Annotated in this window: 24 protein-coding genes; 10 read left to right on the forward strand and 14 right to left on the reverse strand. The window is 71.3% G+C overall.

All coding sequences use genetic code 11. The features are described from left to right. Nucleotides 1-125 precede the first annotated feature (125 nt). The 5 genes from WME83_RS09545 to nrfH form a co-directional block, all read right to left on the reverse strand. Entirely contained in the window at nt 126-968 is an 843-nt protein-coding gene (locus tag WME83_RS09545) for an alpha/beta fold hydrolase (RefSeq protein WP_437318954.1), read from the reverse strand. 142 nt (nt 969-1,110) lie between these two features. Beyond that, on the reverse strand, nt 1,111-2,079 hold the full coding sequence (locus WME83_RS09550; RefSeq protein WP_437318955.1) for a TIGR03885 family FMN-dependent LLM class oxidoreductase: 969 nt from the start codon (nt 2,077-2,079) through the stop codon (nt 1,111-1,113). 120 nt (nt 2,080-2,199) lie between these two features. Continuing rightward, a complete protein-coding gene (locus WME83_RS09555; RefSeq protein ID WP_437318956.1) occupies nt 2,200-3,516 on the reverse strand; it encodes a M28 family metallopeptidase in 1,317 nt (438 codons plus the stop codon). A 153-nt stretch (nt 3,517-3,669) separates the two neighbouring features. Beyond that, a complete protein-coding gene (locus WME83_RS09560) occupies nt 3,670-5,136 on the reverse strand; it encodes an ammonia-forming cytochrome c nitrite reductase subunit c552 (protein WP_437318957.1) in 1,467 nt (488 codons plus the stop codon). Between the two features lie 30 nt (nt 5,137-5,166). Then, a complete protein-coding gene (nrfH, locus tag WME83_RS09565; protein ID WP_437318958.1) occupies nt 5,167-5,709 on the reverse strand; it encodes a cytochrome c nitrite reductase small subunit in 543 nt (180 codons plus the stop codon). 173 nt (nt 5,710-5,882) lie between these two features. Between nrfH and WME83_RS09570 the strand changes: the two genes are divergently transcribed. The 5 genes from WME83_RS09570 to WME83_RS09590 all read left to right on the forward strand — a co-directional run bounded on the left by WME83_RS09570 (nt 5,883) and on the right by WME83_RS09590 (nt 11,425). Further along, on the forward strand, nt 5,883-6,770 hold the full coding sequence (locus tag WME83_RS09570; protein WP_437318959.1) for a phytanoyl-CoA dioxygenase family protein: 888 nt from the start codon (nt 5,883-5,885) through the stop codon (nt 6,768-6,770). Between the two features lie 8 nt (nt 6,771-6,778). Beyond that, nucleotides 6,779-7,906, forward strand: a complete 1,128-nt coding sequence (locus WME83_RS09575; protein WP_437318960.1) for a hypothetical protein — start codon at nt 6,779-6,781, stop codon at nt 7,904-7,906. A gap of 13 nt (nt 7,907-7,919) precedes the next feature. Beyond that, nucleotides 7,920-9,164, forward strand: coding sequence for an MFS transporter (locus WME83_RS09580; RefSeq protein WP_437318961.1), 1,245 nt, complete (start codon nt 7,920-7,922; stop codon nt 9,162-9,164). Between the two features lie 538 nt (nt 9,165-9,702). Beyond that, complete coding sequence (locus WME83_RS09585) at nt 9,703-10,845, forward strand: cytochrome P450 (RefSeq protein ID WP_437318962.1); 1,143 nt, start codon at nt 9,703-9,705, stop codon at nt 10,843-10,845. A 184-nt stretch (nt 10,846-11,029) separates the two neighbouring features. Continuing rightward, on the forward strand, nt 11,030-11,425 hold the full coding sequence (locus WME83_RS09590; protein ID WP_437318963.1) for a hypothetical protein: 396 nt from the start codon (nt 11,030-11,032) through the stop codon (nt 11,423-11,425). A gap of 102 nt (nt 11,426-11,527) precedes the next feature. Here the strand turns inward: WME83_RS09590 and WME83_RS09595 are convergent, their stop codons facing one another. Then, the gene (locus WME83_RS09595) at nt 11,528-12,562 is read right to left on the reverse strand and encodes a cellulose binding domain-containing protein (protein WP_437318964.1); all 1,035 of its coding nucleotides are present in this window, start codon (nt 12,560-12,562) and stop codon (nt 11,528-11,530) included. Nucleotides 12,563-13,319: 757 nt separating this feature from the next. Between WME83_RS09595 and WME83_RS09600 the strand changes: the two genes are divergently transcribed. Genes WME83_RS09600 through WME83_RS09610 form a run of 3 tightly spaced genes read left to right on the forward strand, consistent with a single transcriptional unit; the run spans nt 13,320 to nt 15,309 of the window. Then, a complete protein-coding gene (locus WME83_RS09600) occupies nt 13,320-13,691 on the forward strand; it encodes a YciI family protein (protein WP_437318965.1) in 372 nt (123 codons plus the stop codon). Then, nucleotides 13,688-14,920 (forward strand): RNA polymerase sigma factor, encoded by a 1,233-nt coding sequence (locus tag WME83_RS09605; protein ID WP_437318966.1) that lies wholly within the window; start codon nt 13,688-13,690, stop codon nt 14,918-14,920. Before WME83_RS09600 ends, WME83_RS09605 begins: the two co-directional genes overlap by 4 nt. Next, nucleotides 14,914-15,309: a GFA family protein gene (locus WME83_RS09610; RefSeq protein WP_437318967.1), complete on the forward strand. Its 396-nt coding sequence runs from the start codon at nt 14,914-14,916 to the stop codon at nt 15,307-15,309. Before WME83_RS09605 ends, WME83_RS09610 begins: the two co-directional genes overlap by 7 nt. A 51-nt stretch (nt 15,310-15,360) precedes the next feature. Here the strand turns inward: WME83_RS09610 and WME83_RS09615 are convergent, their stop codons facing one another. Beyond that, a complete protein-coding gene (locus WME83_RS09615) occupies nt 15,361-16,506 on the reverse strand; it encodes a peptide-N-glycosidase F-related protein (protein ID WP_437318968.1) in 1,146 nt (381 codons plus the stop codon). A gap of 97 nt (nt 16,507-16,603) precedes the next feature. On the opposite strand from WME83_RS09615, the gene WME83_RS09620 reads away from it, so the two are divergent. Then, nucleotides 16,604-17,029, forward strand: coding sequence for a VOC family protein (locus WME83_RS09620; protein ID WP_437318969.1), 426 nt, complete (start codon nt 16,604-16,606; stop codon nt 17,027-17,029). Between the two features lie 22 nt (nt 17,030-17,051). Here WME83_RS09620 and WME83_RS09625 read toward each other — a convergent pair whose 3' ends face one another. The 6 genes from WME83_RS09625 to WME83_RS09650 form a co-directional block, all read right to left on the reverse strand. After that, nucleotides 17,052-18,143 (reverse strand): alpha/beta hydrolase, encoded by a 1,092-nt coding sequence (locus tag WME83_RS09625; protein ID WP_437318970.1) that lies wholly within the window; start codon nt 18,141-18,143, stop codon nt 17,052-17,054. 140 nt (nt 18,144-18,283) lie between these two features. Beyond that, complete coding sequence (locus WME83_RS09630) at nt 18,284-18,934, reverse strand: YIP1 family protein (RefSeq protein WP_437318971.1); 651 nt, start codon at nt 18,932-18,934, stop codon at nt 18,284-18,286. Next, entirely contained in the window at nt 18,934-19,299 is a 366-nt protein-coding gene (locus tag WME83_RS09635) for a DUF2089 domain-containing protein (protein ID WP_129573969.1), read from the reverse strand. Before WME83_RS09635 ends, WME83_RS09630 begins: the two co-directional genes overlap by 1 nt. Nucleotides 19,300-19,475: 176 nt before the next feature. Next, on the reverse strand, nt 19,476-20,528 hold the full coding sequence (locus WME83_RS09640; protein WP_437318972.1) for a polysaccharide lyase: 1,053 nt from the start codon (nt 20,526-20,528) through the stop codon (nt 19,476-19,478). Nucleotides 20,529-20,763: 235 nt separating this feature from the next. Then, nucleotides 20,764-21,645 (reverse strand): galactose mutarotase, encoded by an 882-nt coding sequence (locus WME83_RS09645; protein WP_437318973.1) that lies wholly within the window; start codon nt 21,643-21,645, stop codon nt 20,764-20,766. 19 nt (nt 21,646-21,664) lie between these two features. Further along, nucleotides 21,665-21,952, reverse strand: coding sequence for a hypothetical protein (locus tag WME83_RS09650; RefSeq protein WP_437318974.1), 288 nt, complete (start codon nt 21,950-21,952; stop codon nt 21,665-21,667). 268 nt (nt 21,953-22,220) lie between these two features. Between WME83_RS09650 and WME83_RS09655 the strand changes: the two genes are divergently transcribed. Next, nucleotides 22,221-22,946, forward strand: coding sequence for a Uma2 family endonuclease (locus WME83_RS09655; protein ID WP_437318975.1), 726 nt, complete (start codon nt 22,221-22,223; stop codon nt 22,944-22,946). A gap of 26 nt (nt 22,947-22,972) precedes the next feature. Here the strand turns inward: WME83_RS09655 and WME83_RS09660 are convergent, their stop codons facing one another. Further along, nucleotides 22,973-23,464, reverse strand: coding sequence for an LEA type 2 family protein (locus WME83_RS09660; RefSeq protein WP_437318976.1), 492 nt, complete (start codon nt 23,462-23,464; stop codon nt 22,973-22,975). Nucleotides 23,465-23,568 lie beyond the last annotated feature (104 nt).

Here is a 23,568-nt window from a genome sequence, read left to right on the forward strand (position 1 = left end):
CTGCCGGACGATGGCAGTCGATCGAGCAGGAAGGCGGGGAGGTGGGAGGAACGAGCGACGACCTCCCGCCTCCCCGGCCATCGAGGGGAGCTGTCTCCTGGCGCGCGCGATCGCGCCCGGGTCGCTCAGGTCGCGCTCAGGAACTCTCGGATCGCCGCGAGCGCTTCCGCGCCCGCGTCAGCGAGCACGGCGTGCCCGGCGTGGGGGAAATGCCTCGCCTGGACGAGCTCCCCGGGCAGCGCCGCCACGAGCTCGCGCGCGTCCGCGCTCGTCGCGAACGGGTCGAGATCGCCGGACAGCACGAGGGTAGGGCAGCGGACGCGCGCGAGATCCGCGCGCAGGTCGTAGGTCTGCATCTCGCCCCCGACGAAGTAGCCGCCGACGTCGAGGTGGATGACGGCGCCCTGGAGCGCTCCTTCCTCCGCCGGCGTCTGGCGGTAGAGCGGGAAGCATACGCGGATGTAGTCGTGGAAATTGGGCATCGGGTCCGCGAAGAACCGCCGGGCGATGTCCGCCGCCCGCGCGCCCCCGAGCCGCTCGAACACCGGCAGCATGCGATCGAGGCGCAGCTTCGCGGTCGTGCTCGTCAGGATGAGCTTGCCGGGGTGATCGGGATATCGCGTTGCGTACGCCTGGGCCACCATGCCGCCGAACGAGTTTCCCAGCACCACGGGCCGCTGGATCTCCAGCGCGTCGCAGAACGCCCGCACGTCGTCCGCCCACGTCGCGAGGTTCCACCGCTCGGGCCCGCTGCGATCGCTGCGCCCGCAGCCGCGGTGGTCGAGGTAGACGACCTGCGCCACGTCGGCGAGCGCGGCGCCGAGGGGCCGGAACTCGGTGTGATCGACGCCCGGCCCGCCGTGCAGCAGGATCACTGTGGGGCGCTCGCGCATCACGGGCCCGTCGGGGACGAGCTTCGTCCCTTCCACCTCGAAGAACAGCCGGACGTCGCCTGCCTGGACTCTCATCGTGATCCACTGAAATCACAGATGGGCGCGCGATTCCAGCGCCGCGCGCCGGGCAGATCCGCGCCACGTGAGGCAGATCGCCCCGTGTCGCGCCGGCGGGAGCGGCCCGCCGCTGCGTCGTGAGGCTGAGCTCGCCGCGCCGTTACCTGGACAAGGCCGGGAGCACGCGCTCGCCGAAGGCGTCGATGAAGGCCTGTTGATTCAGGGCCACGTTGTGCACGTAGATCGTGTCGAAGCCGAGCTCCGCGTCCTCGCGCAGCCACGCGGCGTGCCGGGCGGCGTCGGAGGAGACGCGCACCTGCGCGGCCACGTCCTCGGGCCGCACGAAGGAGGCCGCCGCGTCGAAGTGCTCGGGCGCCATCAGGCTCGCGAGGAGCCTCGGCGGGAGCACGTTGGTCCGCCACTGCTCGTGGGCCTCGCGCAGCGCGGTCCCCTCGTCGGCGTCGTAGGCGATCTTCGTTTGCAGCACCATGGGCTTGCCCTCGCCGCCGCCCTCGCGGAAGCGGCGCACCACCTCGCGGAGCTGCTCCTTCTCCTGCGAGACGGTGATCAGCCCGTCGGCCCACCGGCCCACCCGCGCCGCGGTGGCCGGCGAGATCGCCGCGCCGAGGAGGAGCGGCGGCGCCGCTGGCCGCGTGTAGAGCTTCGCGCCCTCCACGACGACGCGGCCCCGGTGCGTCACGGTCTCGCCCCGCCACAGGGCGCGGAGGATCTCGGCGCACTCCTCCAGGCGCGCGGTCCGCTCGGCGTGATCGGGCCACTTCTCCCCGGTGATATGCTCGTTCAGCGCCTCCCCGCTCCCGATGGAGAGCCAGAAGCGGCCCGGGTACATCTCGGCCAGCGTGGCGGCCGCCTGCGCGATCACCGCCGGGTGGTAGCGGTATCCGGGGGCGCACACCGTCCCGAACGACAGCGACGTGGCCTGGAGCGCCGCGCCGAGCCACGCCCACGCAAAGCCGCTCTCTCCCTGCTTCTCACTCCATGGGTGGAAGTGATCCGAGCACATGGCCGCCGCGAACCCGGCCTGTTCGGCGTGGCGCACGTGCCGGAGCAGGGCCGAGGGGGCGAGCTGTTCGTGGGAGGCGTGATAGCCGATCGCGAGCTTCCGCATGGGTCCGCTGGGCTCCTTGTCGCGCGCCGGTGCCGGCCGTGAGCGGAGGTGACCAGCAATCGGCGCGCCAGGGGCCGGCGGCGACGTGGGGTCGCTCGTCCGCCGCGCGGTGGTCGCGGGTCACTCGATCAGGAGATCGGCGGCGGCGAGCGCGACGGCCTGGGTCAGCCGCCGCATGTAGTCCCAGTTGAGCTGAGCTACCGTGTCGCAGCGCGCGTGGTAGCAGGGGTTGCCGTCGTCGCCGAAGAAGTTCTGCGACACGGCCACGGAAGGCGTGCCATAGCGCCAGAACGCCGCGTGATCGCTGCGGTTCGTGCACGCGTCGACCCGGGCCAGGCCGAGCTCACCGCGGGTCGCGGCCGCCTCGACCAGGGCGGCCAGCTCGGACGACGTGTTCTCGTTGCAGTGGATGGCGTGATAGGCCCCGTCGTCGTCGGAGTCGTATCCGGTCATCTCGAGATCCAGGACGCCGACCACCTGGTCGAGCTGGCCGTTCTGGTCGAGCATGCGCGCGTAGGCCTTCGAGCCGAGGAGGCCGGTCTCTTCTTCATCGAAGGCGACGACGCGGAGGCCGATGCTCAGGCGCGCGTCCTTGAGCGCGCGGGCGATGGCGAGCGACGACACGACGCCGGAGCCGTCGTCGTCGGCGCCGGCGTTGCTGACCGAGTCGTAGTGGGCCGAGAGGATGAGGACGCGCGACGGATCGGCCCCGGGCTTGTCCGCCGTCACGTTGACCCCCTGGCTCCAGCCGCTTCGATAGGGGTGCTCTTGCACGGCGAACCCCAGCGCCTCGTACTGCTGGCGCAGCCAGGCGCGGGCCAGGGATCGCCCGCTCTCGGAGCCGCGCTCGCGGAGGGTGACCGTCCGGCCGCCGAGGGTCACGGGCACGGCGCCGGAGAGCTCTTTGAGCCGCGCCTCGAGGAACTCGGCGTCGATGCGGACGTCGGCGGCGTCGCCCTCGAGCGCCGCGCGCCTCCCGGCCGGCGCGGGGGCTGCCTGTCGGCCGCGCGCGCCCGACAGGACCACTTCGGTCTCGGCGATCGGCTCGGTGTGGTAGCGGTGCGAGCCGAGCCAGCCGTGGGGCTCGTGGCCAGCGGGGATGGCGACCACGGCGATCCCGCCGACGCGCGCGCGTTCGCCCGGCAGGGGCGCGGCGGGCAGGGGCCCTTCGACGAGGTGCAGCGACGACTCGTGATCTCGCGTCAGCGGGGCGCTCTGCCAGGCGCCGGGGGCGGCGGCGCGGGTGACGACGACCTGGCCAGTCTCCGTCGCGAGCCGGTTGAGGAACGTGCTGACGGTGTCCTTCTCCACGTGCGAGACGTGGATCGTCTCCGCTGCCGGCGCGCCCGGATCTCCGGACGCGCACGACGCCGAGATCAGCGCAAAGACAGCACATCCAGCGGCGGCGGCGCTCGAGCGGTGGCGGCGTGTTGCCATGGCGTCTTCCCCTTTCGGGGCCACCCTACGGATCTCATCCGAAAGTTCCAAGAACTATCTCGCGATGAGACCTTCATTTGAATCGGGTCGAGTCAAATGCAGGGAGGGACACAGGAACGCTCCGCCGCAGCTGCGGAGTCACGGCCCAGCTCGTCAGTTCGCAGGGGGCTCGACGAGGCCGCTCGGCGGATCGGGATGTCCCGCCGCCCCGGCCGGGGCGCCGTCGCGCAGCGCGAGCTGACCGCGGCGGCAGGTGTCGATGGCGGACGCCAGGATCCGCATCGCCTCCTGGGGCGCGTGGAACCCGGACGAGTTCTCGGCCTCGGCGAAGTCGACGAAGAACTGGCACTTCCGCTGCGCCGCGCGCGCCTCCGCGAGCGCCTCGTCCGCCGCGCCCGCCTCCATCGCGCGCCGGATGTCGCCGATCAGCGCGGTCACGGCGTCCATCGCGCGATCGCGCGTCTCGGCGTGGCGCCCCTGGATCGTCTCCACGCGCTGCCGGAGCTCGTCCTCGGGCCACTTGTGGCACGTCTGGCACGCCCGGTTGATGTTGAGGAGCGGGCTCTGGATGTGGTGATCGCTGACCTTCGCCGCCCCCACCCGCTGGTACGGCATGTGGCAGTCCGCGCAGGCGACGCCGGAGCGGGCGTGCACCCCCTGATTCCACATCTCGAATTCCGGGTGCTGCGCCTTCAGCACCTTCGCGCCCGACTCCGCGTGCGTCCAGTCCGCGTGGCCCGTCTCCTCGTAATAGGCGTAGATCTCGTCGACCTTGATGCCCTTCGCCCACGGATACACGAGGCGCTTCTCCGGACCCTTGAAGTAATACTCCACGTGGCACTGGCCGCAGACGTACGAGCGCATCTCCTGGCGCGTGGCCATCGTGTTGACGTCGTAGCCCTGCTCGCCCATCGACGCCTTGAGCGCGCGGATGCCCTCGAGGAACCCGGGCCGCGTCACCCGGAGCTGCATCGACTCCGGATCGTGGCAATCGATGCACGACACCGGGTGCGTCACGAGCTTGCGCGCCTCGGGGAACGGCATCTGGTTCATCGCCTCCCACCCGCGCATGAGGTCGCCCCCGCCGAGCTTCTTGTACGGCACGTACACGGACGCGTGGCAATGGATGCAGGTGCCCGGCTGCTTCGTCGCGATCTGCCGCTCGGTGTACACCTGATCCTCGAGCATGTAAGCGTGCCCGCGCTCCTCGCGGAAGTCCCGCGCGAAGGCGTATCCGGCCCACATCGTCTTCAGCCGCCCGTCCTCCTCGAGCTTCGACTGCGCGACCACGCTGCGCGGATCGGCCTCGGTCGGCGTGCGCGGCACGGCCTCGCTCCCGCCGTAGCGCGTCCGCTTCTGGTCGACCGTCCGCCGGTAGCCGTCGTACTGGACGGGGAAGTTCTTCCCCCAGACCGCGGGGTCCTCTATCGTGTCGTCGAGCTCGACGACGCGATAGAACGGGCTCTTCGCCTCCTGCTTGTGCTCGAAGATGTTCACGAGCAGCGCCGCGGTCCCCGCGCTCGCGGCCGCCGCCACGATCGTGATGAGCGGCAGGTAGCGCTGGAACGCCGGCTTCTTCGCGCTCTCGGTCGTGGATCCTTCGTCCTTGGGCTCCGTCATCGTCTCCATCCCTCGAGCGGCGGGCGCGCCTCAGTGCAGGTGGCCCACCGATTCATGGCAGCGCACGCACGAGAGCCGGGGGGCGCCGCCGTGCTCGCTGTCGATCGCATGCACGACGTCGCCGTGGCACCCGCGACAGGCCTCCTCCGTGATGCGCAGATTGCCGGGCTTGATCCGGATCGGGTCCGGGAAGCGGCCCGTGGTGAAGGCGAAGGAGTGCCAGAAACCGTTCGACGCCTTCGTGGCATACTTGCCCAGGAACGTGTGGGGCGCGTGGCAGTCGTTGCATCCTGCCACGGCGCGGTGGCTGGAGCGCTGCCATCCATCGAACTGCTCGTTCATGATGTGGCAGTTGGCGCACGCCGAAGGGTCGTTCTGCAGGTACGAGGCTCCCTTCGCGTAGACGAACGTGTAGCCGCCGAGCCCGATCGCCGCGCCGAGCGCGACGCAGAGCGCGAGCGGCAAGCCCCACGAGAGGATGCCGCGCGCGCGGCGCGCGCCCCCGCGGACGGGGATTTTCGGCGATTCACCGCGCTGTTGCTCCTCGGTCACGGTCCCCGGCGGATCGCTCATCGGTCGCGGCGCCGGTTTGCAAGGCAGGTGCCACCGCGCCGGCAGGGCGGTGGTCGACAAGCCATGTGACGAACCTGCAAACCGTGCGCCGAGGCGCAGATTCCGCGCCGGGGCGGGACGGCTGTTCCCGCCGCGGCCCGGCTGCGCTAGTGACGGGGAAGGAGACGCCCCCCATGGACACCGCGCGCGCCCCGCAGCCTGCCGCCGCCTCGCGCGAGCCGCAGCCCGCCGCCGGGCTCCCTCCGGCGAACCGCCGAATCCGGCTCCCGGACTTCACGCTCGGCGGCGCGCTCACGGCCGAGCAGCGAGACTTCCTCGACACCCACGGATTCATCCGCTTCCGGGGCTTCGCCGGCCAGGGCGCGGTGCGCTCGCTCGTCGAGGAGGTCGAGGCCATCGATCGCCGGCTCGTCGGGGAGGGCAGGACGCACATCAACGGCGTCCCGCTGATCCTCGGCACGAGGAAGGACGGGTCGCGCTACATCCAGCGCATGGTGTTCGCGTCGCTCTTCGGCGAGCGCCTGCGCGCGTTTTTGCGCGATCCTCGCTTCGGCGCCATCCTCGATGTGGCCGGGCCCGGCTACCGGATCGCCGAGCGGGAGCGCGACGGGCTCGTGATCAACCATTATCGCCGCGAGGAGGGCTCGACGTACCAGCGCCTCGGCTGGCACACCGACAGCCTGCGCGACGTGTTCTATCTCGAGCGGCCGCGCCGCTACCTCAACGTCGGCTTCTATCTCGACGACTCCCCCCTCTCGAAGGGCGGCGTGCGGCTGATCCCCTCGTCGCATCACCAGGGCCTCTTCCAGATGGTCACCCGCAAGGCGTATTTCCTCGACCACCGGCCCGACCCGGACGAGTACGCGCTCGAGGCTGAGGCGGGAGATCTCACCATCCACGACGGCCGGATCTGGCACCGCGTCGCGCAGGCCACGGCCGCGGGCGACGCGAGCCAGCGGCGCGTGATGTACCTGCCGCTCATGTGCGGCCCGCTCAAGGAGAAGCACGAGAACAGCCCCACGCCGCTGTATTTCCGGTTGAAGCGGCTCGCGGGGTACTGAGCGCCTCGATGTCGATCGCGATCGAGGAGGCGAAGAGCGCCGCGGATCTCGCCGACATCCTCGATCTGCCGCTGCGCCTCCACGCGGCCGATCCGGGCTACGTGCCGCCCCTCCGCCCGCTCGTCCTCCGGCGGCTCGACCCCGAGAACCCCTTCTTCCGCGAGGCGAGCCTCCGCCTGTTCCGGGCGCGGCGCGGGCGCGAGACGGTCGGGAGCATCTCGCTCCTCGTCGACGGGCGCCACGACCGCCACAGCGGCGAGCGCACGGCGTTCTTCGGCTTCTTCGAGTGCGAGCGCGACCCCGAGGCGGCGCGGGCGCTCTTCGGCGCGGTGAGCGAGCGCGCGCGGGCGCTCGGCGCGACGTCGCTGCGGGGCCCGCGCAACGTGACGCGGGTGGAGGACATCGGGCTGCTCATCGAAGGATACGGCTCCCGGCCGCCGATGCTCGCCGGCCATCACCCGCCGTACTATCGCGAGCTCGTCGAGGCCGAGGGGTTCTCGAAGCGCTACGACATGCTCGCCTACGACACCCCGCTCTTCGACGCCGCGGGGCGCCGCCGGGAGCTCCCCGAGGCCCTGCGCCGGAAGGCCGCGGCGGTGAGCATCCCTGGCCTCGAGGTGCGCCGCGCGGCGGTCCATCGCATCTCGCGCGACATGGAGATCGCCCACGCGGTCTTCACCGAGGCGTACCGCGGCGTGCCGGAGGTCGTCCCCATGTCGCGCGCCGAGTTCGTGAACCTGGGGCGCGCGTTCGCGCTGCTCTCGAACCCGCGCCTCCTGCAGATCGCGACCGTGCGCGGCGAGCCCGCGGCGTTCGCGGTGTGCTTCCCCGACCTGAACGAGGCGCTCGCGGCGGCGCGCGGGCGGCTCCTGCCGCTCGGGTGGGCGCGCGCCGCCTGGGCGCTCCGCCGCGTCCGGACGGCGAGCTTCAAGCTGATTGGCGTGGTGCCGGCGTTCCGGTCGACGGGCCTGTACGCGCTGCTCGTGCAGCACGTGGTGGACGGCCTGCGGGCGGCCGGGTACGAGCGGCTCGAGGCCTCGTTGATCCACGAGGACAACGCGCCGATGCGGCACATCGTGGAGTCGGCCGGGTGCGCCGTCTACCGGCGCTACCGCGTCTATGAGGGCCCGCTCTGAGGGAAGAGGTGATATGACGACAGCTGCCCCGCAACGGAAGACGCCGTTCACGCCCTACCAGCGGCGGCTGTTCTGGTTCCTCAGCGTGGCCTCGTTCTTCGAGGGCTACGACTACCTGGCGCTCACGCAGATCTTGCCGAACATCGGCGCGGAGATGGGCCTCGCGGCCCGCCACGAGGGCTTGCTCGTCGGCTTCATCAACGCGGGGACGATGATCGCGTACCTGCTCGTGCGCAAGGCGGACGAGTGGGGCCGGCGGCGGGTGCTCACGATCACGATCCTGGGCTACACGCTCTTCTCCGTGCTCACGGGGTTTGCGCCGAACGTCTATGTCTTTGCCGTCTTCCAGCTCCTCGCGCGCATCTTCCTCCTCGGCGAGTGGGCGGTCAGCATGGTGTACGCGGCCGAGGAGTACCCGAGCGACCGGCGCGGCATGGTGATCGGCGTCATCCAGGCGTTCTCGAGCCTGGGCTCCATCGTGTGCGCCGGGGTGGTGCCGCTGCTCCTCTCGACCTCGTACGGCTGGCGCAGCGTCTATTTCGTCGGCGGGCTCCCGCTCCTCGTCATGGCGGTGGCCCGGCGCGGGCTGCGCGAGACGGCGCGGTTCGAGCAGGCGGCCGCCGCGCGGGGGGCGGAGGGCGCGCAGCCGTTCATGCGCATCTGGCGCTCGCCGTACCGCGGGCGGATGCTGCAGCTCGCGCTCATCTGGGGGCTGACGTACGTGTGCACGCAGAACGCGGTGACGTTCTGGAAGACGTTCGCGCTCCGGGAGCGCGGGTTCACCGACGCCGAGGTGGGGGCCAGCATCACGTTTGCCGCGCTGGTCTCGATGCCGCTCATCTTCGTCTCGGGCAAGCTGCTCGACGTGCTGGGCCGCCGCGCGGGCGCGGTGATCATCTATCTGCTGGCGGCGGTCGGGGTGCTCGGCGCCTACTCGCTCGGCTCGCGCGCCGGGCTCACGGTCGCGCTGGTCTTCGCCATCTTCGGCGCGAGCGGCGTGCTGCCCGTGCTCAACGCGTACAACGCCGAGCTCTTCCCGACGCACCTCCGGGGCGACGCGCTCGCCTGGTCCAACAACCTGCTCGGCCGGATCGGCTACATCCTCTCTCCGGTCGGCGTGGGCGTCGCCGCAGAGCGGATGGGCTGGGGACCCGCGGTGTCCGCCACGGCGATCTTCCCGGTGATCGCGCTGGCGCTCATCCTGTGGCTCCTGCCCGAGACGCGCGGCAAGGAGCTCGAGGAGACGGCGCGGGTGTAGCCGCGACCGAGGAGTACGCCGCTCCGGGAGCGCGGCCGCAGGGTCGTCGCCGGCGACTACCCCCACTGGACGCCGTCGCCCATCCGCGTCCGGGACATCAACAGCCAATACAGCGTGATCTCTCTCTTCGCCGCGCTGCCGGTGGGAGGGGGGAGCGACGACATCGCCTGGAACACTCGTTCGAGGCCAACCAGGCCCTCGGGCACCTCGCATCACGAGCGGCGTAGGGCTTCCTCACAACGACACACATTGTCTTCCGTCGTGCTGCCGCGACGAGGGGACGCCGGCCCCATCGCCTCGTCGGCGTGCGCACGCTCGAATGAGCTATTGCGTGCAAGACGTATTTCATGGCAAACGTGTGGTGTGCCGTAGTAACGAGGCGTACGAGCTTGGTCGCTGTGGGGGGAGGACCATCGACCCGCTGGCAGCCCAGGGCGTGCCTCGCTGGACCGGCGAACCGGAGGCAGCCGCGATGAGTCCCTTTCTTGATGTGTTGGCGCCAGATCTACGTGCGAATCCGCATCCCTATTATGCCGAGATGCGGCGAACGAGCCCGGTTTGCCAGGTCGATCCCGGCGGCATGTGGGCGGTGACCCGGTATGAGGACGTGCTCTTCGTGATGAAGAACCCGGGGCTCTTCTCCTCCGAGGGCTTCAAGGTGGCGTGGCAGCCTCCCTGGGTCGGCTACAACCCGTTCGCCAACTCGATGCTCGCCATGGACCCGCCGGCGCACACGCGGCTGCGCGGCTTGATCCACCGCGCGTTCGGGGCTGCCACCGTGGCGCGGATCGAGCCGCGCCTCCGCGCCGTCGCGTTGGAGCTCACGAACCGGCTCGTGGAGGAGGCCGATTTCGTCGAGGCCTTCGGGCACCCGCTGCCGGCCTTTGCCATCGGCGAGATCCTCGGCCTCGATCACGCGCTCCACGCCAAGTTCAAGCGCTGGGCCGACGACATCGTGTCGATCACGCCCGAGCTCCCGAGCCCCGAGGACGCCGAGCGCGTGCGGACGACCCTCGCGGAGCTGACCGGGTACCTGATGGAGGTCATCGCGAAGCGGCGCCGCGCGCCGGTCGACGACACGGTGAGCGATCTCGTCCGCGCCGAGCTCGACGGGCAGCGGCTGACGGACGCCGAGATCGTCGAGTTCCTGGTCACGCTCCTCATCGGCGGGCTGGAGACCACGACGCATCTCCTCAGCAATTCGCTGCTGTTCCTCGCGGATCACCCGGACATGATGGAGCGGCTGCACGCCGAGCCCGGCCTGATCTCCCTCTTCGTCGAGGAGATGCTCCGCTACGATGGCCCGGTCCAGACGCTCCCCCGGATCGCCACCGCGGACGTCGTGCTCTCCGGGGTGACCGTGCCGCGCGGCGCGCTGGTGCTCCCGATCATGGCCTCGGCCAACCGGGACGAGGCGCGGTTCAAGGATCCGGATCGGTTCGACCTGCACCGTGGCTCGCAGGGAGGTCTCCATTTCGGGCACGGCGTGCACTTCTGCATCGGCGCGGCGCTGGCCCGCATGGAGGCGCGGGTGGCGCTGGAGGCGGTGATCGCGCGCTTCGAGCGGGTCGAGCGCGTTCCTGGCGAGGTCCGCTACAACCGCACGCTGACGGTCCGCGGCCCGATCGCGTTGCCGCTCCGGTTCAGCCCCGCCCGGCGGACGGGCGAGCAGGTGCGCTAGATCGGCTGGCGGCGCGGGTAGGGCGATGACGGGCGACGGCGCTGCTGCGCACCCAGCGTCGCTCGCGCCGCGGTCGTCGGGGGCACGGCGGTGGGAGCGGCGGGCCGGCCGAGCGGCGATGGGGGGGTTGACGTCGGCGATACGGGTGCCTGATTCGGTTAGAGTGGTCGGATAGGAGGAGCTCTTGATCCACTTGGACGAGCGATGGGTCACCATCTCCTGGGAGGCCGACATCCAGGCGGTGCTGCTCGAGTGGAAGGGGTTCGCTGACAGCAAGGAGCTGCGTTCGTCGCTCGATGCTGCGATCGATCTCGCCCACAGGAAGAAGGCGACCCGCTGCCTCGGGGACTGCCGCCGCGCCGGGCCCACCTCGCAGGACGATCAGCGGTGGGCGAACGAGAGCTGGCTTCCGCGGGTGGCCGCGCACGGGGTTCGCCGGATCGCCTACGTGCTGCCGCGCTCGGCCGTCGCGCGCATGTCGTTGACGCGGGCCCTCGCCAGGTTCGACGGCCACGAGCTCGTTCAGGCGCAGTTCGACGACATCGACGAGGCCCGCGCCTGGCTCATCGCTGCGAGCTGAGCGCCGCGGCGGCCTGACCCAGGTTGAGCCGGCGTCGACCCAGGTTGAGTCGACGCCGACCAGGTTGGGGTAGCGGCGGGGCGCTCCTCGGCTGAGCAGCGCTCAGGGCTCGGGGGCGCCCGCGCAGATCCAGTCGTTGATCGTCTTGAGCTCGGCCTCGGGCAGCGACGAGCCCGGGGGCATGCTGCTCTCGTCAGGATCGCACAGGCCCACGTCCTTCAGCTTGTTCATCAGGTAGCTGCTGCTCGGCATGAACGGCACGACGAGCGCCTTTTCGCTGGAGCACGAGCCGGCGTCCTGATTGACCAGCGCGCCGACCGCCGCGCTCGCGCGGAGGTCGAGCCCGGCGGCCGGCGAGGTGGGATTGCCGTGACAGAACTGGTTCGCGCAGCTCTTCACCAGGATGGGCTCCACATCGGCGAAGGTCGCGGTGTCCGGGCCGCACGCCGGATCCACCGGCGGTGCGCCGCCGGTGCCCGCGGTGGTGGAGCCGCCGCCAGCGCCGCCCTCGCCGCCGGCGCCCGTGGTGGTCGTGGTGGTCGTGGTGGTGGAGCCGCCGCCCTCGCCGCCGGTGCCCGTGGTGGTCGTCGTGGTCGTGGCGCCGCCCTCGCCGCCGGTGCCCGTGGTGGTCGTGGTGGTGGAGCCGCCGCCCTCGCCGCCGGCGCCCGTGGTGGTCGTGGCGCCGCCCTCGCCGCCGGTGCCCGCGGTGGTCGTGCCGCCGCCAGCGCCGCCCTCGCCGCCGCTGCCGCCGACCCCCGCGCCGCCGCCCGAGCCAACGCTGCTGCTCACGGAGGTGCTCGTGCTGGTGTCCGAGCCTCCGGTGCCGTCGACCGATACGAGCGTGGGCCTGCCGGTGCCGCTCCCGCAGAACCCCCACATGGTCGAGGCGCCCGGAGCCAGCTTCCCGTTGTAGGACTCGTTGACGGCCCTCAGCTGCCCGTCCGACGGCGTGATGCGCGTGTTCCACGCGTGGTTCAGCGTCGAGCCGTTGAGCCCGATGACCATCCCCCAGGAGGTCGTCGCGCTGCTGCCCGTGTTCTTGATCGTCACGCTCGCGCAGTACCCGCTCTTCCAGTCCGACGGCACGGTGATCTCCGCCGTCATCGTGCCATCCGGGCTCACGAGCGCGGAGTCCAACGTACCACTGTTCTCATCGCCGCTCGATCCAGCGCCGCAGGCGAGCAGGCTGCATGCAAGCGAAGCGGAGATGTAGCCAAGTAAGCGATTCGTACGCATTAAGTTCTCCATGTCAGAACGGCGGTGTTACGGGGTTCTGCTCAAGATGAATAAGTGAATCAAAGACGCCCCGTGAGATCCGCCGTTTCCTGGTTTGAGTTCGTGATTCCCTGCCAGCGATCTCTTGATCACGGATGGGCTCGCCGGTCAATCCCCGGCCGCGACGGCATTGTAGTCGTCGGCGCGCATCACGCACAAAGATTCTCTGCATAAGACCGGTTCAAACATGAATTGATGTCGGAACGGCTCAGGCACGCTCCTTTGCAATTTGCAAGCATCGCGCCGGATCGCCCTCAGGCGATCCCCGACTCGTACCGGGCTCCGATCAGGCACGCTCTTTTGCAATTGCAAGCGTCGCGCCGGCGCTCTCTCTCCGCCGATACCCGCCCTGTGCCGGGCTCCGCAGAAGCCGCCCGCGCACCGCGATCGCCGGGCCGAACCACGGATGCGGGCGCCGCCCGGCGCGACGGCGGCCGTGGCGCGGACGGCCGGGCCCGGTCGACCGCAGAGGCCGCCGGCCGCGGGCGCCGGCCCGAGGCGGCCCGTGGTACAAAAAAAGAACAGCGCTCGTGCGATCGATGTCGATCGGAGGGCGCGCCGGACAACCATGGGCTGGACGACGCACGATCCACCAAGACAGCCCAGAGCCGGAGGTCCCATGAAGTACGTATGTCTCGTACATTTCGCGCCTGAAGCGCTGAGCTCGTTGAGCGACGAGGAGAAGCGCACGCTGGATGCTCGCTCCCTCGCGTACGACGAGGAGCTGGCCGCCGGCGGTCACCTCGTGGCCGCGGAAGCGCTCCAGTCGCCCGACAGCGCCGTGCTGGTCAAGGTTCGGGCCGGCAAGCTCTCGACGACGGATGGCCCCTTCGCCGAGACGAAGGAGCAGCTTGGCGGCTTCATCCTCATCGATGCGCGCGACCTGAACGAGGCAATCCGCATCGCGTCGGGCATCCCGCTCGCCGCGCTGGGGACGATCGAGGTGCGCCCCATCTACGAGATCCCGACGCCGGAGAGCGCGAGCTCATGATCGACTTCGGGGCGCTGTACCGCACGGAGTCGCGCCGCGTGCTCGCGACGCTGATCCGCCTGCTCGGGGATTTCGACCTCGCCGAGGAAGCGCTGCACGACGCTTTCCTCGCCGCCGCCGAGCAGTGGCCGCGCGACGGGCTGCCGCACCACCCGCGGGCCTGGCTGGTCGGGGCCGGCCGGCTCTCGGCCCTTGCCCGCCTGCGCCGGCGCGCGCGGTTCGATCGCCTGCAGGGAGAGCTCGCGCGCCAGATGGAGGAATCGATGCAGAGCGAGCTCGATACCGACGCTCCGGCGATCGACGACGATCGTTTGCGGCTCGTGTTCACCTGCTGCCACCCCTCGCTCGGCGCCGATGCCCAGATCGCCGTCACCTTGCGCGAGGTGTGCGGGCTCGCGACCGAGGAGATCGCGTCGGCATTCCTCGTCAAGCCGGCGACGATCGCGCAGCGCATCGTGCGCACGAAGCGGAAGATCCGCGAGGAGGCGATCCCGTACGAGATCCCGGGGGCGGCAGAGCTCCCCGAGCGGCTGGACGTCGTCCTGCACGTCATCTATCTCGTGTTCAACGAGGGCTATGCGGCGTCGTCGGGGGCGCGCCTGACCCGCGGCGATCTGTGCGCCGAGGCGATCGATCTCGCGCGCTTGCTCGCCGAGCTCCTGCCCGAGCCGGACGTGCTCGGGCTCTTGGCCTTGCTGCTCTTGCACGACGCGCGCCGCGAGGCGCGCGCCTCGAGCACGGGCGATGTGGTGTTGCTCGCCGACCAGGATCGAACGCGCTGGAATCGCGCGCAGATCGAGGAGGGGCTCGGTCTGCTGCGCCGCGCCTGGGCCCGCCCTCCCGTCGGGACGTACACGCTGCAAGCCGCCATTGCGGCCGAGCACGCCCGCGCGCCGGACAGCGCCTCGACGGACTGGGGCCAGATCGTCCGCCTGTACGATCTGCTGCTGATCGCCGAACGGACGCCCGTCGTCGAGCTCAACCGGGCGGCAGCCATCAGCCAGCACCGCGGCCCTGAAGCGGGCCTCGCGCTCATGGACGCGCTCCTCGAGCGCGGCGAGCTCCGCGATTACCGGTTCCTGCATTCGGCGCGCGCGGATCTCTTGCGAACGCTCGGCCGCCGCGACGCCGCCCGCGCGGCGTACCGTCGCGCGCTCGAGCTCACGACGCAGGAGCCGGAGCGGCGCTTCCTGGAGCGGCGATCGAGAGAGGTGGAGGAGTCATGCTGACGGGCAGCTGCTATTGCGGCCTCGTGCGCTTCGAGGTCGACGATGCGTTCGACTACGCCTTCTATTGCCATTGCTCGAGGTGCCGGCGGCGCACCGGCGCCGCCTGCTCCGCCATCGGCGGGATCGCGATCGACAAGGTCAACATCTCCGCGGGTCGCGAGCACCTCTTGAAGGTCGACGAGTCCGAGGAGGGGTATCGCGGCCTCTGCGATCGGTGCTTCTCGCCGCTGTACGACACGGTCCGCGGCAACACGTTCGCTCACGTGCAGCTCGGCGCGCTCTCTGAGGCGCCGACGCGACGGCCGGATCACCACATCTACGTCGGCTCGAAGGCGGCGTGGCATCGCATCACCGATGGCCTCCCCCAGTTCGAGGAGCTGCCGCCGTAGCGCGGCGGAGCGCGCGAGAGGCCCGCGCGAGGGGCGCGACCCGCGCGGCCGCTACTCGCCGAAGGCGAAGTACGTCGCCGAGACCCTCCACGCGCCGCCCTCCGCGACCGTCGAGATCGCCCACGACAGCGTGTGCTGCCCGGGTATCCGCAGCGCGTCGGCGTCCCACGTGAACGGCGGCGACTCGCTCCCTGGGCACCAGTTCGCCCGCGGCGCCCGCACGCTCTCGATCGCTCCGCACGGGTTCTCCAGGCAGTAATCGAACCCGCCGTCCTCCGGCCCGTAGTGCGCGATCGTGCAGAGCGCCCCGCAGTCGTTCCGCCACGGCCTGATGCGGGCAAGCTCGCCCCCGTCCACGAAAAGGGTGTGGATCCTCCTGCAGAACTCCTCGGCCGGTCCGATGCACCCCGACCCGGACTCGCCGCCGCCGTGGCCCGTGATCCGGTACTCCACGCGCGAGCTCACCGTCCCTTCCGGCACCTCCACGGCGAGCGGCCCCGGCCCGTCCGCGGTCGTCTGCGACCCGTTGAACAGCGGGACCACCGCCAGCACCTTCCTCGGCGCCGGCCCGGGCACCGCCTCGACCACGGCGCTCACGTTCCACCCGCCGTTCGAGCCGCTCACCTGACCGCTCCCGTCGGACCATGTCGGGATCACCACCCGCAGCCGGTGCTTGCCCGCGGGGAGCCCGTTCGCCACGTCCGTGATGTCCACCTCCAGGCGCAGCGGCCCCCCGAACGGCGTGATCGCGCGGACGAGCTCGATGCCGGGCGGATCCACCGCAGGATCGACGGGATCGTCCAGGGAGAGCTCGAAGTTCCGATCGAACGCGTCGCAGTCCGCGGGCCAGCTCTGGCCCTCCGGGGGCGGATTGTCCTCCCACGCCTCGAAGGGATAACACGTGCTCTCCAGCTCCACGACGAGCCTGACGCGCGCGAACGGCCCGTCGCGCAGATCGATGTCCGCGTTCGCCTGCTGGAAGTTCGGCTGGCCCGCGTCGCTCGTGATCCGGACCTTCTCGAACGCCGTGATCGTGTAGGCCGGCGCGGGAGAGGGCTCCTGCTCCTCGCCGCCTCCACCGCCGGCCCCGCCGGCGCCGGGCTGCGCTTCGCCGGGCGCGCGCGCCGCGTCGTCGCTGCAGCCGGAGCCCCCCACGACGACGGCGAGACCGAGCGCCCCGGCGAGGGCGCGTCGCATGCAACGTGAACCCGACATGAGATCCTCCGGGTCATGCCTGATGGCGAGATCCCACGGTAGCCTGGGCGGGGCCCGCCGCGGTAGCCTCCTCCTCCTCATGGCATTCCATGTCGATCACGTCGTCCTGTGGGTCGAGGACCCGCTCCGCGCGCTCGAGTTTTATACCCGGGTGGTCGGCCTCACCAGCGTCCGCGCCGAGGAGTTCCGGGCGGGGCAGGCGCCGTTTCCGAGCGTCCGCCTCTCCGAGGCGTCGATCCTCGACCTGATGCCCGTCTCCATCACCGAGTTCGTCCGGAAGGCCACCGGCGAGACGGTGCCGTCCGCCGCCGGGAGGCCCATCAATCACGTCTGCTTCGCGATGGATCGCGACGAGTTCGACGCCCTGGCCGCCCGGCTCGGCGCGGCGCGCGTGGCGATGCACACGGCGAACGACCCGTCGTTCGGCGCGCGGGGCGCCTCCGTGCACTGGTTCTACTTCCAGGATCCGGACGGAAACATGCTCGAAGCGCGTTATTACCCGTAGCCGGGCCATCGGGCGCGCGGCGTCACTCCGCGCGGAGGAACGCGCCGATCTCCTCGAGCACGCGCGGCACCACAGGCAGGCTCGGATCGGTGTACGCCGCTCGCTGCGACGCCGTCGAGAGCGTCGCCTCCTTGAGCGTGTGGCTCATCCCCTCGATCAGGACGAGCTTGGCGTCCGGCCGCGCGCCGGCGAGCCGCTCGGCCTCCTGCACCCCGACCTGGATATCGGCCGTCCCTTGCAGCAGGAGGACCGGCGCCTTCACGGCCGCGAGCTCGACCGCGGGATCGTGCTTCATCCACGAGATGATGTACGGCTGCACGCTCGGGCGAAACAGGCTCAGGAACAGCTCCGTTTGCGGGACATCCTCCACGAGCTCGCCCGCCTCGAGCCGGCCCAGGATCTCGTACGCTCTCTCGCGATCCTCGTCCGGCAGGCCGGCGAGCTGATCGCGCAGCACCTCGCCGATGGGCCGGCCCGCGCCGGCGATCGAGACGTAGCCGTCGACCTCGATCGCCTGGGCGGCCAACATGGCGAGCAGCGAGCCCTCGCTGTGCCCGATCACCGCGACCGTCGCGAACCGCCGATCGCCGCGGAGCGCCTTCACCCACAGGACCGCGTCGTCGGCGCCCATCTCGAAGCGCATCTCCTGCTCGCTGCGGGGCGCCGCGGAGGCGCTCCCGCCGATGCCGGCCTTGTCGTAGCGGATCGACGCGATCCCCCGGTCCCGGAGCCCCTCCGCGAGGAGCCGGTACGTGTCCGCGGCGACGCCCGCGGCGGCCTGGTTGCCGTCCCGATCGGTCGGCCCGGAGCCGGGGAGGATCACCACCGAGGGGAACGGCCCGCACCCGGCCGGCACCTCGAGCGTGCCCTCGAGGGTGCCGTAGGCGTTCTCCACGGTGAGATCGGCGCTGGTCGCCGCCTCCGGACACGGCGGCGTGTCCGGCGCCGGGGGCGGCTCCGTCCCGTCCGGGAGAGCGCCGTCGCCGCCGGCGGACGACGGGCCCGCTCCGGCGCCGCAACCCACGCCGAAGGGCGACCCCGCGAGCGCGACCGCACACGAGAGGACGAACGCGGCGCGGCGCGCCGGGACCAGGAGATTCGAACGCAGCGACATGACGATCCTCCGAAGAAGCAGGGGAGATGCCAGCACAGGAGAACACCGACGCCGCCGGGCGCACCGGTGCGCCCTCGCGGCCGGGCGAGCGTCGCCGAGCGCGCCGCGTGAACCGGCGGCGCGCCGCGGACCTGATGGATTCAGCCGAGGGGCGCGAGCGCGACCTTCGAGACGATCTCCGCGACGAGCACGAGGCCGATGAGACCTGCGATCAGCGGGGCGCCCCGCAGGCCGGAGGCGTTCTTGAAGCCCCGGGTCAGGAGCGTCAGGAACCACGCGAGGCACAGCGCGGCCAGGACGGCGAAGGCGGCCACCGCGGGCGTGAGCGCGGGCCCGCCCGCCGGCGGCGCGGGGGCGAGCAGGCCGAGCACGACCGCCGCGAGCGCGAGCGGCGCGCGCGAGAGCCCGGTCACGCCGAGGAAATCGACGAACCGCACGCGGCACCGCAGGAGCCGCGCGTACGCCCAGAAGAGCAGGGCGGGCAGGGGCCACACGACGACCTGCTCGAGGAGCGCCGTCGTGATCGGGACGACCTCGGGCGCCATGTGCAGGTCGAGGAAGCCGTCGAAGCGGACGCCGAGGCGCGTGATGACGACGCTCAGCGCGGCGACCGCGAGCCCTGCCACGGCCGCGACCTCCCCGCCGAAGCGCTCGAACGGGTCCAGCGCCAGCCGCCATCCGGTCCGGGGAGGCCGCGGCGACATCGTCGCCAGGAGCCGCTCGCCTTCCGCGGGCTCGATCACGTGGTCGCGCACGAGCGCGCGCACCCTCTCGTCGGGCGTGATCCTCATCAGAGTCCCACCTTTCTCAGCGCCTCCTCCGCCTCCTTCGCGGAGAGGCGCCCGTGCTCGAGCGCATCCAGGATCTCGTGCCGGCGCTTCTGAACGCCCTGCTCCAGCGCATCCAGCCGGCCGATGATCTCGTCGAGCCGGTTGCGCACCGTCGGGTAGCTGATCTGAAGGAGCTGCGACATCGCCTTCAAGCTCCCCGACGAGCGCACGAAGGCGGTCACGAAGGCGAGATCGTCCGGCGACAGCTGGAGCAGCGCCGGGATCTCGAACTGGCCGTCCAGGTTGGTTCCGCAGGCCTGGCAGCCGAGCCGCGTCGCGCGCAGCTCGCCGTCACAGCTCGGGCAGCGAACGACAAATCTTGCCACGGGACGAAGCTAGTATCGTCCGCGGATCAACAATGTCAACGTTCGGTTCAACAAAATTGATCGTGAAATCAATTTTGTGAGGAGCGGCCGAGCGCATGGACCGCGCGGCGCCGCTCGTGCCTGGGCCAGGCGCGGCGCCGCTCGCGCAGCGCCCGAGCGGCGCCGCTCGCGACGGCTCAGCGCCGCGCGCGCCGCCGCGCGAACGCGAGCGCGATGCCGAGCCCGGCGAGGGCCAGCGGCGTGGGGGCCGCGGGCGAGCCGGCGGCGCGGCAGCTGCAGCCGCCCTCGTCACCCTCCTCGTCGGTTCCCTCGTCCGCGCCGCCGGTCCCCGCGCCGGTGGTGCCGGCGCCGGAGGTCGCGGCCGAGGACGTCGATGTGACCGAGCCGCTCGCGGCCCCGCCGCCCGCGCCGCCGCTGCCGCTCGTCGCGCTGCCAGAGCCGCCCGCGCCGCCCGCGCCGCCGGTGTTGTCGCCCCCGCCGGTTCCTCCGCCGCCCGCGCCCCCGGCGCCGCCTTCCCCGGACGAGGGGAGCTCGGGGCGCACGTCCTCGAGGGTGTCCCCCTCCACGGCGTCATCGAGGATGAGGATGGGGCTGTCCGTGAACTCGGACGGGTTGCGCAGCAGGCCGAGCTGCGTGAAGTGCGGGTTGCCGTCGGCGAGGGTCTGCGCCTGGCCGGCGGTGACGACCTGCTCGCCGTCGAACCACACGTCCACCGAGCCCTGGCTCGGGTTCGTCGACCACTTGATGTGCAGCGCGATGCGGTGCCACACGCCGGGCGTCACCGCGCCGTTCGCCTGCCAGTGCACCTTGTTTGCCGGCTTGCGGGTGGCGAAGCTGATGTTCTGTCCCACGACCTCGAAGGACATCATCTGATTGTAGCTCCCGTCGGACTCCCAGTATCCGATCTGCGTCGGAGGGTCCGCCGCGAGCGCCTCGGGGAGGTAGAAGCTCCAGGCGAAATACGTCTGGGCGCCCTCGGCCGTGCGCCCGGCGGCCGGCTTGTGGTTCAGCTCGACCCGCTTGATGCCGTTGGACCAGCGGGCGTCGTTGGTGAGCTGGATTTGCCCGGCCCGCGTCCCCTGCAGGACAGGCGACGTCACCACCGAGATGTGCTCGCCGTTGAGCGAGGTGTTCCACTGGGACAGGTCGCCCGTCTCGAAGTCTCCGGTCCAGACCGGCGCCGCCGAAGCGCCCGTCGCGACGGTCGCGACCAGCGCGGCGGCGGGCAAGGCGGAGAGCAGGAATCGCGGCCGCCGCCCGAGCAGCGCTCGGCAGCGGAGAAAAAGGCTACGATGTGCGGTAAGGTGGGTGCTGGAAGTCATGGGCTGGATTCCATGCCGTTTCCAGCCCGCCGTCAACCGCGAAGCAGGCAATCGAACGGCAATCGAACGGCAATCGAACACGGCCCGTGCGCTCCTCGCTTCAGCCCTCGTGTCGCGGGGCCCGCCTCGCGCGCGCTGCGCCTCAGGCAGAGATTTCGATCCACAGCGCCTGCGTCTCTCGCGACGGCAGGTGGATCAGGCGCTCTCCGGTGTTGAGGGCGTCGCCGGGGCAGGTCCAGGGCTCGAGACACACGAAGTCCTTGCCTTGCAAGGTCCACACGACCCAGTGGGTGAACTCGGGCGAGCCGCGGACGGCGATGCGCGCGGCCCGAGGGCCCCCGATCGAGAGCGCGCTCTCGGTGGCGCCGTGGTCGAGCAGGTGGAGGTCGACCTCGGGCCGGGTCAGGTCGAAGCCGGAGAAGGGCACCTCCTGCTTGGTGGTGTTGTCGAACGCGCGCGTCGCCCGCGTCTCGATCGAGGTCCGGGGCTTGTCGGCCTGGGAGACGGCGAAGTAGGGGTGGAACCCGAACCCGAAGGGCATCGGCGGCGCGCCCGCGCCGGTCTCGTTGGTCACGCGGATGTCGATCCGGAGCGACCGGCCGCGCAGCGTGTAGGTGAGCTCGGCGCGGAAGTCCCAGGGGTACTGCGCGCGCGTCGCCTCGCTCGAGCGCAGGGCGAGCCGCGCGTAGGCGCCGCCGGGCGCGGCGGTCCCGTGGTCGTTGAGCGACCAGGGCAGGGTGCGCGCGAAGCCGTGCTGCCGCATCTGGCCCTGCGCGCCCGAGGACGACCAGGCGTCGCCGGCGAGCTTGCCCGGGGAAGGGAAGAGCACGGGGTTGCCGCCGCGCACGTTGGCGCTGCGATCCTCGAAGGTGGCGCGGTCGAGGTAGAGCAGCTCGCGCCCGCCGAGGGTCAGCTCGGTCAGGATCCCGCCGCGGGCCGGGGCGAGCACGGCGCGGCTCGAGGCGTCGCCGTCGACGAGCTCCACCGCGGGGATCGCACCTTCGATCTGCTTCACGCTGAACATGACGCCTCCGTTCTCTCCATCACCTGCGCAGCCACTCGAGCAGCCCGACGAGCAGCGCGAGCGCCGCGATCGGCAGCGCGATCCACCCGAGGACCATCCCCCAGCCCCGGCGGAGCGAGCGGCCGCCGCGATCCTCGCACGCGAGGCAGATCGCCCAGACCCGCGCGCCGCCCTCGGTGAGCACGCAGCAGTCGCCGCACACGGGCGCACGGCAGCGCGCGCACGGCCCCGCCGCCTCGGCGCCGCAGCGCCCGCAGCGCGCGACGGGCCCGCCGCCGCCGTCGTGGAAGATCAGGCCGCCGGACATGGGGAGTCGCTACCCGGCGGCGAGCGAGCGCTCGCCGAGCGACCGCGAGCACGGGCAGCAGATGGACTCGTCGACGGGCACGGGCGCCTCCTCCGCGGCGATTCTGCAAGCTTTGCGGGCCCGAGACAACAGAGCGCCGCGTTCTCCGCACGAAGGGCGCGTCGCCGACGTAAGCCGACGTAACCCGACGCAAGCCGAGCGCGTCCGGCGTCGAGCCGCCTTCGGCTGCAGCCTTCCGGGAAGCTGGTAAGATCGCGCCGAGGAAGCCATGCCGTACGCCAGCGAGACCTCGCTCGTCCCGATCGCGCCGCCCGGAGAGGACGAACTCCCCCACGACGACGGTGAGCCCATGGAGAGCGATCGCCACCGCAAGCAGATGCTGCTGCTCATCGAGTCGCTGGATCTCTTCTGGAAGGATCGCGACGACGTCTACGTCAGCGGCAACATGGCCATCTACTTCAGCGAGCTCCAGACCATGAAGAACGACTTCCGCGGGCCGGACGTCTTCGTGGTGCTCGATACGGTGCGCCGCGACAGGAAGTCCTGGGTCGTGTGGCAAGAGAACGGCAGGACGCCGGACCTGGTCATCGAGCTCCTGTCGGAGAGCACGGAGTCGGTCGACCGCGGCGAGAAGATGCGCATCTACGCGAAGGTGCTGCGCGTGCCGGAGTACTTCCTGTTCGATCCGATGAAGAACCTGCTGGAAGGGTACGCGATCGACGTCGGCTCGCGCGCGTACAGGCCCATGGACGCGAGCGCGGGCGGCGAGCTGGTCAGTCAGCAGCTCGGGTTGCGCCTCGGGGTACGGGACGGCTCGTACCTGGGGAGCGAAGGGAAATGGCTTAGATGGCTCGACGCCGAAGGGCGAGCGCTCCCCACGGCGGAGGAGCAGGCCCGCGCGGCGGAGGAGCAGGCCCGCGCGGCGGAGGAGCGAGCGCAGGCGCTCGCGGAAAAGCTCGCGGCTTACGAGAAGCGCTTCGGACCGCTCACCTGAAGCCCTCGCACCCGGGACGGCCACCCCTAGCGCAAGCCGGGGAGCGGCAGGCCCGGCAGCGAGTTCCCGATCACCGTGACGAGCTGCTCCTGGGTGAGCGTCCCCGCCAGGCGGAACGGCACGTCCACGTTGAGCGTCTCCCCGCCGATCGCGACGGTGCCGTTCACCTGGTACGGGACACCCCGGCCCTGCGCCGCGAGCGCGGCGATGCTGGTGAGATCCTGCCACTTCACCGAGAGCGGCGCCTCGATCCGCGTCCACTGCTTCGACGGCAGCTTGAGCGGCGTGGGCACGGTGACCGTGCCGACGTCGATCTTGCCGTCGAGCAGCACGGTCGCCTTCAGCGAGCGCGTCGAGAGATCGACGCTGTTCGGGTTGTACGCCTGGATCTGGACCCGCAGATCGATGCCCTGGGCGGTGACGGCGGTCACCGCGGCGACCTCGGGCTTGAGCGTCGGCGGCTCGGGGCGCGAGCACGCGACCAGGGAGAGGGCGGCAGCGAGGAGCAACGATCGCACGGCGGAGATGTGGCGCGGATCTCGTTGGCGCTCAACGGAAATCGGGCCCGCGCGCGGCGGGGCTGCTCTCCGCCGCGCGCGCGCCCGCGCTTCCGTCCGCGCGG

Origin of the sequence: Sorangium sp. So ce385 (genome assembly GCF_051474135.1) — a bacterium.
GTDB lineage: Bacteria > Myxococcota_A > Polyangia > Polyangiales > Polyangiaceae > Sorangium > Sorangium cellulosum_D.

Excerpts from the sequence above, each read along its gene's own strand:
- WME83_RS09545 (WP_437318954.1), bottom strand. The coding sequence starts at position 968 with ATGAGAGTCCAGGCAGGCGACGTCCGGCTGTTCTTCGAGGTGGAAGGG.
- WME83_RS09550 (WP_437318955.1), bottom strand. The coding sequence starts at position 2,079 with ATGCGGAAGCTCGCGATCGGCTATCACGCCTCCCACGAACAGCTCGCC.
- WME83_RS09555 (WP_437318956.1), bottom strand. The coding sequence starts at position 3,516 with ATGGCAACACGCCGCCACCGCTCGAGCGCCGCCGCCGCTGGATGTGCT.
- WME83_RS09560 (WP_437318957.1), bottom strand. The coding sequence starts at position 5,136 with ATGACGGAGCCCAAGGACGAAGGATCCACGACCGAGAGCGCGAAGAAG.
- nrfH (WP_437318958.1), bottom strand. The coding sequence starts at position 5,709 with ATGAGCGATCCGCCGGGGACCGTGACCGAGGAGCAACAGCGCGGTGAA.
- WME83_RS09570 (WP_437318959.1), top strand. The coding sequence starts at position 5,883 with ATGGACACCGCGCGCGCCCCGCAGCCTGCCGCCGCCTCGCGCGAGCCG.
- WME83_RS09575 (WP_437318960.1), top strand. The coding sequence starts at position 6,779 with ATGTCGATCGCGATCGAGGAGGCGAAGAGCGCCGCGGATCTCGCCGAC.
- WME83_RS09580 (WP_437318961.1), top strand. The coding sequence starts at position 7,920 with ATGACGACAGCTGCCCCGCAACGGAAGACGCCGTTCACGCCCTACCAG.
- WME83_RS09585 (WP_437318962.1), top strand. The coding sequence starts at position 9,703 with ATGCGGCGAACGAGCCCGGTTTGCCAGGTCGATCCCGGCGGCATGTGG.
- WME83_RS09600 (WP_437318965.1), top strand. The coding sequence starts at position 13,320 with ATGAAGTACGTATGTCTCGTACATTTCGCGCCTGAAGCGCTGAGCTCG.
- WME83_RS09605 (WP_437318966.1), top strand. The coding sequence starts at position 13,688 with ATGATCGACTTCGGGGCGCTGTACCGCACGGAGTCGCGCCGCGTGCTC.
- WME83_RS09610 (WP_437318967.1), top strand. The coding sequence starts at position 14,914 with ATGCTGACGGGCAGCTGCTATTGCGGCCTCGTGCGCTTCGAGGTCGAC.
- WME83_RS09615 (WP_437318968.1), bottom strand. The coding sequence starts at position 16,506 with ATGCGACGCGCCCTCGCCGGGGCGCTCGGTCTCGCCGTCGTCGTGGGG.
- WME83_RS09620 (WP_437318969.1), top strand. The coding sequence starts at position 16,604 with ATGGCATTCCATGTCGATCACGTCGTCCTGTGGGTCGAGGACCCGCTC.
- WME83_RS09625 (WP_437318970.1), bottom strand. The coding sequence starts at position 18,143 with ATGTCGCTGCGTTCGAATCTCCTGGTCCCGGCGCGCCGCGCCGCGTTC.
- WME83_RS09630 (WP_437318971.1), bottom strand. The coding sequence starts at position 18,934 with ATGAGGATCACGCCCGACGAGAGGGTGCGCGCGCTCGTGCGCGACCAC.
- WME83_RS09645 (WP_437318973.1), bottom strand. The coding sequence starts at position 21,645 with ATGTTCAGCGTGAAGCAGATCGAAGGTGCGATCCCCGCGGTGGAGCTC.
- WME83_RS09650 (WP_437318974.1), bottom strand. The coding sequence starts at position 21,952 with ATGTCCGGCGGCCTGATCTTCCACGACGGCGGCGGCGGGCCCGTCGCG.
- WME83_RS09655 (WP_437318975.1), top strand. The coding sequence starts at position 22,221 with ATGCCGTACGCCAGCGAGACCTCGCTCGTCCCGATCGCGCCGCCCGGA.